We start from the raw sequence: 9,509 nt of genomic DNA on the forward strand, positions 1-9,509 counted from the left end.
GAGTCGGTCACGATCACGACGTTGCGGGTGAAGAAGGGCCCGTGGGCGCCGGAGAGGTTCAGGAGCACAGAGTCGTGCCCGGCGACGGGCACGACCTCCACCCGGGAGATCGTGGGCTGGACGCTCATGCGCGGTCTCCTTCCGGTGCCGGCTCCTGTGCGGAGACGAGGATGCGGCTGGCACTGTGGGCCAAGATTCCGTTCGGAGTCACGATGGGTGGAGCAGATAGAGCCTGCTTGCTCATGAGTGGGCTCCTTCCTGGGCCAACTCCTGGGCGTCGGCCAGCTGGAGGCGGCCGTCGACCCGGCGGTTGAGGTGCCACGGGTTGTCGTCCTGCACCGGGGCGGGCAGCAGGGCGTCGGGGATGTTCTGGTAGGCCACCGGGCGCAGAAACCGCTCGATCGCCAGGGTTCCGACGGAGGTGGTCCGGGAGTCGGAGGTGGCGGGGAACGGCCCGCCGTGGACCATGGCGTCGCCCACGTCCACCCCGGTCGGCCACCCGTTGGCGAGGATCCGCCCGACCTTGCGCTCGAGCACCGGCAGCAGCGGGGCCGCGGTGGCGTGGTCCGCCTCGGTGAGGAACAGGCTGGCGGTCAGCTGGCCCTCCATGCGGCGGGCCGCGTCCGCGAGCTCCGCGGCAGAGCCGTAGCGGATGGCCAGGGAGGCCGCGCCGAAGATCTCCTCCTGCAGCACGGGGTTGGTGCTGAACGTCGGGACGTCGGAGGCGAACACCACGGGCGCCGGGGCGTTCTCCGTGGAGCCCTCCCGGCCCTGGGCCACGACGTCGACGCCGGGCTGGTCCCGCAGCGCGTCGATGCCGGCCCGGCAGGAGGCCGCGATGCCCGGAGTGAGCATGGTGGCGCCCTCGGCGTCGGCCAGGGCGCGCCCCACGGCGGTCAGGAAGGCGTCGCCGGCCTCCCCTGCGGGGACGAAGAGCAACCCAGGGTTGGTGCACAGCTGCCCGGAGGACCCGGTGAGGGAGGTGACGTAGGCGCGGGCGAACTCGTCGACATTGCCGCGCAGGACGGACTCGAAGACGAAGACGGGGTTGATGGAGCTCATCTCCGCGTAGACCGGGATGGGCTCGGGGCGCGCGGCGGCGGTGGCCATCAGCGCCGTGCCGGCGGCCCGGGAGCCGGTGAACCCGACGGCCTTGATGGCCGGGTCCTTCACCAGGGCCTGGCCGATGCTCGCGCCGGGGCCGTAGACCAGCGAGAACACCCCAGGGTGCAGGCCGCTCTCCCGCACCGCCTCCGTGAGGGCGTGCCCCACGATCTCGCCCGTGCCCGGGTGGGCGTTGTGGGCCTTGAACACCACGGGGCATCCGGCGGCCAGGGCCGAGGCGGTGTCCCCGCCGGCGGTGGAGAACGCGAACGGGAAGTTACTGGCCCCGAACACGGCCACCGGGCCCAGGGGAACCTTGCGCTGGCGGAGGTCCGGGCGGGGCAGCGGGGCGCGCCCGGGCAGAGCCGGCTCGAGGCGCACCCCCCGGTGGTCGCCCTGGCGCACGACGGACGCGAACAGCCGCAGCTGGCCGGTGGTGCGGGCGAGCTCGCCGTTGAGCCGGGCCTGCGGCAGTCCGGTCTCGGTCGAGGCGCGGGCCACGAGCTCGGGGCCGACGGCCTCGATGTTGGCGGCGGCCCGCTCCAGGAACGCCGCGTGGGTCTCGGGGTGGAGGGCGCTGAAGGACTCGAAGGCCTCCTCGGCGGCGGCGGTCGCCTCGGCGAGCTGGGTCTCATCGACCAGCGAATAAGCCGGCTCCAGCTCGGTGTTGGTGGACGGGTCGATCCCGTGAGTGGTGCCGCCGGTTCCGACGACCTCACGGCCGGCGATGATCGAGTGGCCAGTGAGAGTGATGGTCTGGGTGCTCATGGGCGTGAACTCCTCTGCTGGGTCGGGGGCGTCAGGCGGACTGCAGGACGTGGGCGTCGATGAGGGCCTTGAGGTCGGCCAGGTCCTGCTCGGTGAGGTCCTGGAGCGGGGGGCGCACGGACCCGGCGTCGCGGCCGACGGCCCGGAGGCCGCCCTTGACGATCGAGACCCCGTAGCCCTTCACCCGGTCCCGGATCTCGATGTAGGGCAGGACGAACCGGTTGAGCTTGTCAGTGACGGCCGCACGGTCCTGGGCGCGCACGTCGCGGTAGAACTCCAGGGCGAACTCGGGGACGAAGTTGTACATGGCCGAGGAATAAGTGCTCATCCCCAGCTGCAGCAGGGGCAGCGCGAAGGTCTCGGCGGTGGGCAGCCCGCCCAGGTAGAAGAGCCGGTCGCCGTTCTTGGCGAAGACCTTGGTGAGGTGTTCGATGCTGCCCACACCGTCCTTGAAGCCGATGAAGTTCTCGTGGCGCTCGGCCAGCCGGGCGACGGTGTCGGCGGAGTAGATCGCGTTGGCCCGGTTGTAGACAATCACCCCCAGGGAGGTGGCCGAGCACACCGCATCCACGTGGGCCTCAAGCCCGGCCTGGTCGGCCTCGGTGAGGTAGGGCGGCAGGACCAGCAGACCCTCAGCACCGCCGGCCTCGGCGTCGTGGGCGTTGCGCACGGCCTGGGCCGTGTTCCCGGCGGCCGGGGCCAGCACGGGCACCGTGGAGCCGACCTCCTCCACCGCCACGCGCACCACGGTGGCGATCTCCTCGGGGGTCAGCGAGAACCCCTCGCCGGTGCCACCGGCGGCGAACAGGCCCGCCACGGGGAAGCTCGCCTGCCACGCCAGGTGCTTGCGGTAGGCGGTCTCGTCGAAGAGCAGGTCCGCGTCGAAGGCGGTGACGGGGAAGGAGAGCAGACCGTCCTTGAGGCGGTTCGCCAGTTCCTGCGGGGTGTGCTGAGCCATGGTGGAGATCCTTCGTTCAAGGCCGCCGGGCGGCAGGGTGTTGGTACTCCGGTAGTAGATGTCTGGTCGCCCTCGTCGGTGAGAGGCGGTAGTGATAGTGCCGATGGAGGCCTGGCTGTCATGCGGTAGCGCCGCAACACAGTCGGGCTTCGCGGCGTGCGTTGGGTCCGGGAATCGCGCGCCGTCAGAACAAGGTGCGGTGCCGCCGGCTTGGGCCTGCTGGTTCGGGCTAGTGGGCCTTGACGGCCACGACTGGGCAGGAGGCTTCGAGCAGAATGCGCTGGGCGTCGCTGCCCAGCAGCAACTTGCCCACTTGGGAGCGCTTGCGGATGCCGATGACCAGCATGTCCGCGTCGGCGGCATGTGAGGCTTCGATCAAGGCGTCAGGCCCGTCCATGTCGGTGTTGTGCTCGGCCCGGGTGGGAACTCCGGCTGCCGTGGCACGGTGTACGAGGTCGTCGAGGGTGGATTCCGTGGCCAGCATCGGGTCGACGTGGGAGTGCCGGGCGCTGGTGTTCATGATGACCAGCTCCTGCCCGAGCTCGGCGGCCAGGGACAGGGCCTTGGCGTAGGCGGCTTCGCCGCGTTCATTGGGGACGTATCCGAGGATGATGCTCATGCGATGGGGTTCCGTTTCGTCGGTCGTGGTTTCCGGAGGTGGCCACGTGTGCCCGTGCGGGGGTCAGTCCTGGCGGACAGGCTCAGGGACCTGCGCTGGGTTCTGTTCTCCGGTGGACTCTGGAGCCGGCTCGGGTGCTTGCGGGCGGACGTTCAAGGTGGCGGCGGTCTTCGCCTGCTGGCGCCGCAACGCCCAGGCCATGGCGGGAGCCGCGACGATCGCCAGCACGATGGCGATGGTCAGAGTGATGGCGATCGGGCTAGCGACGAAGATCGCCAGGCTGCCATCGGACAGGCGCATGGACTGGCGGAAGGAGGTCTCCAGCAGCCCGCCCAGAACAAAGGCCAGCACGAGGGGTCCGGGCGGGTAGCCGGTCTTCTTCATGAGGTACCCGATCACGCCGAAGACGATGACCAGGAACATGTCGAAGACGCTGTTGCGCACGGTGTAGACCCCGATCATGGTGATCAGGACCGTGATCGGGTTGAGGATGGTGGCCTTGACCGAGAGCAGGCGCACGAAGATGCCGATCAGCGGGATCGACAGCAGCAGCAGGAAGATGTTGCCGATGTACATCGAGTCGATCACGCCCCAGAACACGTCCGGGTGCTCGTTGATCAGGCTCGGCCCGGGGGTGATGCCCTGCAGCATGAGCGCACCGAACATGATCGCCATGGTGCCGTTGGCCGGGATGCCCAGGGTCAGCAGCGGGATAAAGGAGCTGGTGGCGGCGGCGTTGTTGGCGGTCTCCGGTCCGGCCACGCCCTCGATGGCGCCGCGGCCGAAGCGCTGCGGCTTCTTGGCCAGTTTCTTCTCCGTGGCGTAGGCCACCAGGGAGGCCACGGTGGCCCCGCCCCCGGGGAGGATGCCCAGGAAGAACCCGGAGACGGACCCGCGGGCGATGGCTCCGGAGGACTGCTTCAGGTCCGCCCCGGTGGGCAGGGCTCGCTTGAAGCGGGGAGTGCCACCGGACGGTGAGGGCGGGGTGGCCATGTTGTAGAGGATCTCCCCGACCCCGAACAGTCCCATGGCGATGATCACGAAGTCGATGCCGTCGGCCAGGTTGTCTGACCCGAACGAGAACCGGCCGACGGCTGTGACCGGGTCTCGCCCTACCGTGGCCAGCAGCAGACCAATGGTGGCGGCGACCGCGGCCTTCCGCGCCGAACCGTTGCCCAGTGAGGACACGAGCAGGATGCCCAGCAGCGCCAGTAGCGAGTATTCGGCCGGACCGAAGTCCAGGGCGAAGGAGGCCACCAGCGGGGCCAGGAAGGTCAGGCCGACGATCGCGATGGTGCCGCCGATGAACGAACCGACCGCGGCGATGCCCAGGGCAGCCCCCGCCCGGCCCTGCCGGGCCATCTGGTAGCCGTCCAGGGCGGTGACCACGCTGGAAGCCTCACCGGGCAACCGCAGCAGCACCGAAGTGATGGTGCCGCCGTACTGGGCGCCGTAGAAGATACCGGCGAGCAGGATGATCGCGCTGGCCGGCTCCATCGTGTAGGTGATCGGCAGCAGGATCGCGATCGTCGCCGCCGGACCCAGGCCTGGCAGGACGCCGATAAGCATGCCCAGGGTGACCCCGAGCAGGCAGAACAGCAGGTTCGCCGGCTGCAGCACCACGTCGAAGCCGCCGAGGGCGTCGTTGAGAAAGTCCATTCCGGGTGTCGCTTCCTAGAAGAGGTGCGGGAGAGGGACGGAGAGCAGCAGGATGAACAGCGCGTACACCGCAGCGGTGGCCACGACAGACACCGTGACGGCGGAGCGCCAGCCCTCCTTCCCCAGGACCTTGATCCAGAAGAACAGGAGCAGGAGGGTGGGGATCTCGAAGCCGATCAGCGGCAGCAGGCTCGCGTAGGCCAGCAGGCTTGCCACACTCAGGCCCACGGTGAGGATGCCGCGGTCGAATGCCTCGACGTCGTCGTCCTGCTTGGCTTTCAGCAGCGCCGTGGCCGAGGCGGTGATCATGAACAAGGAGATCACCAGGGGCCACAACCCGGCTCCCGGGGCGCTGAGGGAGCCGACGCCGAGCCCGAAGGACACGAAGACGCCGAACACCCCCAGCACCAGCGGGACGAGGGCGCTCAGGCGGGCGGTGGTGATCCCGGCTCGCTCGGCCTGCTCCTCGACCTCGAACTCCACCGTCTGATCCCGCACGTCCACTTCGCGGGTGGTGGTGGGCGAGCTCACTGCGGTCCTCCGTTGGCAGGCTGTTTATGCCCGGCGGTGCGGGACGGATGGCGTCCCTGGACGAGGCCGCCACGGATGAGAAAGCGCTCGCTCCCTCGGCGTGAGGCGATGGCGGACGTTGGTCGTTGGTGGAGCCGCGAATGTGTAGGCATTGCTTCCTCTCGTGGTTGAGGAGGACGGGCGGGAGTGTCGCCAAGGTTGCGTGGCGTGTCCTCCTTGCCGGTCACTGCCAGGTGTCGAACGGGCGGACCAAGCGGACCACAGTGTGTTTCAGATCACTTGGTATACCGTCATGCCAATGTACCAAGGTGCATCTGCGTTTGCGCAAGCATTGCTCCGAAGATTTCGACGTAACAGCGCTCGAGCGTGACAGAGGTGTAGAAACTCCAGGAGGCCGCCGACAGGCCTCGGATGGGGGTTTGCACGCCTCAGTGCAGCGCCCGCCTACGCACCGGCTTGCCGTCCTAGCCCTTCGCCTTCTGTTCCCCTGTAATCACCAGGCCCCCTTGGCGCATCCGGTTGTCGATGAGGTGACGCGATACAGAGACGCCGAACTTCTGGACGCGGTGAGGCCTGCAGGGGTGTCGCTGATGGCGTGCGTCAAGGGTCGCCGTGGGGCACGGGTGCGTTACTGGGCGACGACGAACGGCCCGCCACACTGTGAGTGTGACGGGCCGCCGGGCGAGCGCTTGCGCTCAGGTGGCCTGTGTCGGGGGCGGCCGCTCAGAAGAGCAGGATCGGTTTGATCGTGGTCCCGTTGGCGGAGTCCTCGAACGCCTGATTGATGTCGGCGAAGCGGTAGGTCTTGACCAGCTTGTCGTAGGGGAACCGTCCCTGCTTCCACAGCTCGATCAGCTTCGGGATGAAAACCTGGTACACCGAGCTGCCCTGGACGTTCATCTTGAACGTCCAGCCCTTGACCTGGGACTGCCCGATCTCGAACGGGGCCTCGGTGCCGAAGGTCGTGTTGCCCACCGCCACGAGGGTGCCGCGGAAGGCCAGGGCCCGGGCTGCCTGGTTGAGCACCGCCGGCACCGAGGTGGTGTCGACGATGGAGTCCACCCCTTCTCCGCCGGTGATGCGGTTCAGCTCATCGAGCATGTCTGTCTTGGCGGAGTTGACGGTGTGGGTCGCCCCCAGTTCCCGGGCCAGCTCCAGGCGGTTGTCGTGCAGATCCACCGCGATCACGGTCGTGCACCCGGCGATCTTGGCGGCCATGATCGCCGCCGAGCCCACCGCCCCGGTGCCGATCACCGCCAGGGAGGAGGCGGCCTCGGGGCGCAGGTCGTTGAGCACCGCCCCGGCCCCGGTCTGCAGCCCGCAGCCCAGCGGGGCGAGGATCTCCAGCGGCACCTCGGGGTCGACCTTGACCACCCCACGCTCCAGGACGTTGGCGTAGGCCGAGAAGGACGACTGGCCGAAGAAGTGCGATCCCACCGAAGCCCCGCCGGACGAGAGCGCGGTGCGGCGCCCACTCAGGTTGATGTCGATGTAGTGGACGCAGTAGGCCATTTCGCCGCGGCGGCACTGCTTGCAGTGGCCGCAGGAGGCCGGGGCCATCACCACGTGATCGCCGGCAGCCACACCCGTCACCGCCGACCCGACCTCGTCCACGACTCCGGCGCCCTCGTGGCCGAGCACTGCGGGCCACTGGATGGGGTAGGCCCCGTCGCGGGCGGTGGCATCGGTGTGGCAGATGCCGGTGGCCACCATCCGCACCCGCACTTCGTCGGGCTGCAGCTCGGCCAGCTCGAGCTCCTCGACGGACAGCGGTGCGCCCGTCTCGCGTACGACAGCGGCGGTGACCTTCATGGGGGATTCCTCCTTAAGTGTTGGACCAGCACGGGGCAGGCTACACACCGTGACGCCCACGTCTCCCTGCACCGTCTCACGTTCGATGACATGTCCGCGACTTCCCGAATCCGCAGGTCATGACAGGGGCAAAGAGAGGATGTCAACAGTCCTCCCGCGGCAACCCTTCATATTTTCCTTGTAGGTTATTTAGCCGATCGGTACAGTAGCTGTATGAGCACTGCGCAACTAGATGCCACGTTCCTGGCCCTGGCCGACCCCACGCGCCGGGCGATCATCGCCCGACTCGCCCGCGGCGATGCCACGGTCAACGAGCTGGCCGAGCCGTTCGCCATCACGCTGCCGGCGGTGTCCAAACACCTGAAGGTCCTGGAGCGCTGCGGGCTGATCTCCCGCACCCGGCGGGCCCAGTACCGGCCCTGCCACCTGGAAGGGGCCGCCCTGGCCACCGCCGAGTCCTGGATCGAGGAGAACCGCCGCGCCTGGGCCGAGCGCTTCGACAATCTCGACGCCCACCTGCGCGAGCTCCAGCACCCCGACCAGGTCCGGCCATGACCGGCGACCCCGGACCCCGCACCGGCAAGGTCGCAACGCCTGCCGGAGAGCTCGAGTTCTCCCGTGTGCTCCAGGCCCCCATCGCTCTCGTCTACCGCTGCCTGACCGACCCCCAGCACCTCACCCACTTCTGGGGCCCCACCGGGATGAGCACCCCGATCGAGACCATCGTGGTCGACCCCCGCCCCGGCGGGGCGTTCCAGACCACGATGGTCAACGACACCGACGGCACCCGGTACCGGATGCGCGCCGTCTTCGACGAGGTCACCGCACCCCACCGGCTGGTCTGGACCGACCTGGACACCGGGATGGTCACCACCACCGTGCTCACCGACCTGGGCGAGAACCGCACCCAGGTCCACATTCACCAGACCCACGTCCCCCCACCGGCCATGGCCCCCGGCGCCCAGGCCGGCTTCGGCAGCTCCCTGGACCGGTTCACCGCCTACGCCCACACCCTCACCGCACCCACCGGCGACCCCACACCCTCAGGCAGGACCGAATGACCACCGTGACGTCCGCAGATGGAACCCCGATCGGCTTCGACCGCACCGGATCAGGTCCAGCGCTGGTGTTGGTGCTCGGGGCTTTCAACGACCGCACGGCCGGCCATGCCCTGGCCGTCCACCTCGCCGCCCACTTCACCGTCATCAACTACGACCGGCGCGGTCGCGGGGACAGCGGCGACACCGCGCCCTACGCCGTGGAGCGCGAGGTCGAGGACCTGGCCGCGATGATCGAGGTCGCCGGAGGAAGTGCCGCGGTGCTCGGCTACTCTTCCGGTGCCGTGCTGGCCATGCTCGCCGCCGCCAAGGGCCTGCCCATCACCAAGCTGGCGCTGTACGACCCGCCCTTCCCGCTGGCGGGCAGGGCCCCGGAGTACTTCGACCAGCTGGCCACCGACATCCGCGCTGCCCTGGACCAGGGCAGCCCGGGCAAGGCCGTCGAGCTCTTCCAGACCCGAGCCGTCGGCATCCCTCCAGAGACCGTCGCTCAGATCCGTCAAGCACCGTACTGGCCCGCACTGGAGAAGATCGCCCCCACCCTCGAATACGAATCCCTCATCCTCGCCACCGACCCCGCCCTGCCCCAGCGCGTGGCCGCACCCACCCTCGTGATCACCGGATCCCACAGCCCGCCCGCCCTCGCCGACGCGGCCGCAACCCTGGCCGGCCGCCTTCCCGACGGCACGTTGCGTGTCCTGGAAGGCCAGACCCACGACATCAACCCTCAGACGGCGGGCCCCGTGATCACCGAATTCCTCACACTGCCCTGACCGACTTCAACACCGTCAGAGATGGTTTCTGTAGTCCTTCCGGAGCGGTCGCCGAGCGCAGATGACGGTAATCGCCAGGGTCGCCACAGCAGTGATGGTGGTAGCTCTGCGGTCGTAGCGGAGGGCCAGGCGGCGGAAGGCCAGCAACCAGGAGATCGGCCGTTCCACGACCATGGAGTCCTGCCGGTCGGCCCCGGTGGAAACGCCACCGCCAGCGGCAACCCGTC

9 protein-coding genes and 1 pseudogene are annotated in these 9,509 nt (G+C 69.0%); 3 read left to right on the forward strand and 7 right to left on the reverse strand.

The annotated features are described in order from the left end of the window. Window positions 1–240: 240 nt before the first annotated feature. The 6 genes from IEW07_RS17935 to IEW07_RS17960 form a co-directional block, all read right to left on the reverse strand. Window positions 241–1,872, reverse strand: a complete 1,632-nt coding sequence (locus IEW07_RS17935; RefSeq protein ID WP_229741951.1) for an aldehyde dehydrogenase (NADP(+)) — start codon at window positions 1,870–1,872, stop codon at window positions 241–243. A gap of 31 nt (window positions 1,873–1,903) precedes the next feature. Beyond that, complete coding sequence (gene kdgD / locus IEW07_RS17940) at window positions 1,904–2,830, reverse strand: 5-dehydro-4-deoxyglucarate dehydratase (RefSeq protein ID WP_188539752.1); 927 nt, start codon at window positions 2,828–2,830, stop codon at window positions 1,904–1,906. 229 nt (window positions 2,831–3,059) lie between these two features. Further along, window positions 3,060–3,449: a universal stress protein gene (locus IEW07_RS17945; RefSeq protein WP_188539754.1), complete on the reverse strand. Its 390-nt coding sequence runs from the start codon at window positions 3,447–3,449 to the stop codon at window positions 3,060–3,062. A 63-nt stretch (window positions 3,450–3,512) separates the two neighbouring features. Then, window positions 3,513–5,108: a tripartite tricarboxylate transporter permease gene (locus IEW07_RS17950; RefSeq protein WP_188539756.1), complete on the reverse strand. Its 1,596-nt coding sequence runs from the start codon at window positions 5,106–5,108 to the stop codon at window positions 3,513–3,515. A 15-nt stretch (window positions 5,109–5,123) separates the two neighbouring features. Next, window positions 5,124–5,639 (reverse strand): tripartite tricarboxylate transporter TctB family protein, encoded by a 516-nt coding sequence (locus IEW07_RS17955; protein WP_188539758.1) that lies wholly within the window; start codon window positions 5,637–5,639, stop codon window positions 5,124–5,126. A 723-nt stretch (window positions 5,640–6,362) separates the two neighbouring features. After that, window positions 6,363–7,451, reverse strand: a complete 1,089-nt coding sequence (locus IEW07_RS17960; protein ID WP_188539760.1) for an NAD(P)-dependent alcohol dehydrogenase — start codon at window positions 7,449–7,451, stop codon at window positions 6,363–6,365. Between the two features lie 213 nt (window positions 7,452–7,664). Between IEW07_RS17960 and IEW07_RS17965 the strand changes: the two genes are divergently transcribed. From IEW07_RS17965 to IEW07_RS17975, 3 genes are read left to right on the forward strand one after another with little or no spacing between them, the layout of a single operon-like run. After that, window positions 7,665–8,006, forward strand: coding sequence for an ArsR/SmtB family transcription factor (locus tag IEW07_RS17965; RefSeq protein WP_188539762.1), 342 nt, complete (start codon window positions 7,665–7,667; stop codon window positions 8,004–8,006). Further along, the gene (locus IEW07_RS17970; protein ID WP_188539764.1) at window positions 8,003–8,512 is read left to right on the forward strand and encodes an SRPBCC family protein; all 510 of its coding nucleotides are present in this window, start codon (window positions 8,003–8,005) and stop codon (window positions 8,510–8,512) included. Before IEW07_RS17965 ends, IEW07_RS17970 begins: the two co-directional genes overlap by 4 nt. Beyond that, window positions 8,509–9,282, forward strand: coding sequence for an alpha/beta fold hydrolase (locus IEW07_RS17975; RefSeq protein WP_188539766.1), 774 nt, complete (start codon window positions 8,509–8,511; stop codon window positions 9,280–9,282). The genes IEW07_RS17970 and IEW07_RS17975 overlap by 4 nt, the downstream gene beginning before the upstream one ends. A 15-nt stretch (window positions 9,283–9,297) precedes the next feature. On the opposite strand, the pseudogene IEW07_RS17980 reads toward IEW07_RS17975, so the two are convergent. Further along, a pseudogene (locus IEW07_RS17980) lies at window positions 9,298–9,509 on the reverse strand (hypothetical protein); the annotation flags it as partial.

The sequence above is a fragment of the Kocuria dechangensis genome, from assembly GCF_014636775.1.
Lineage (GTDB): Bacteria > Actinomycetota > Actinomycetes > Actinomycetales > Micrococcaceae > Kocuria > Kocuria dechangensis.

Coding starts and splice junctions, on each gene's coding strand:
- IEW07_RS17960 (WP_188539760.1), bottom strand. CDS start 7,451: ATGAAGGTCACCGCCGCTGTCGTACGCGAGACGGGCGCACCGCTGTCC.
- IEW07_RS17970 (WP_188539764.1), top strand. CDS start 8,003: ATGACCGGCGACCCCGGACCCCGCACCGGCAAGGTCGCAACGCCTGCC.
- IEW07_RS17935 (WP_229741951.1), bottom strand. CDS start 1,872: ATGAGCACCCAGACCATCACTCTCACTGGCCACTCGATCATCGCCGGC.
- kdgD (WP_188539752.1), bottom strand. CDS start 2,830: ATGGCTCAGCACACCCCGCAGGAACTGGCGAACCGCCTCAAGGACGGT.
- IEW07_RS17965 (WP_188539762.1), top strand. CDS start 7,665: ATGAGCACTGCGCAACTAGATGCCACGTTCCTGGCCCTGGCCGACCCC.
- IEW07_RS17975 (WP_188539766.1), top strand. CDS start 8,509: ATGACCACCGTGACGTCCGCAGATGGAACCCCGATCGGCTTCGACCGC.
- IEW07_RS17945 (WP_188539754.1), bottom strand. CDS start 3,449: ATGAGCATCATCCTCGGATACGTCCCCAATGAACGCGGCGAAGCCGCC.
- IEW07_RS17950 (WP_188539756.1), bottom strand. CDS start 5,108: ATGGACTTTCTCAACGACGCCCTCGGCGGCTTCGACGTGGTGCTGCAG.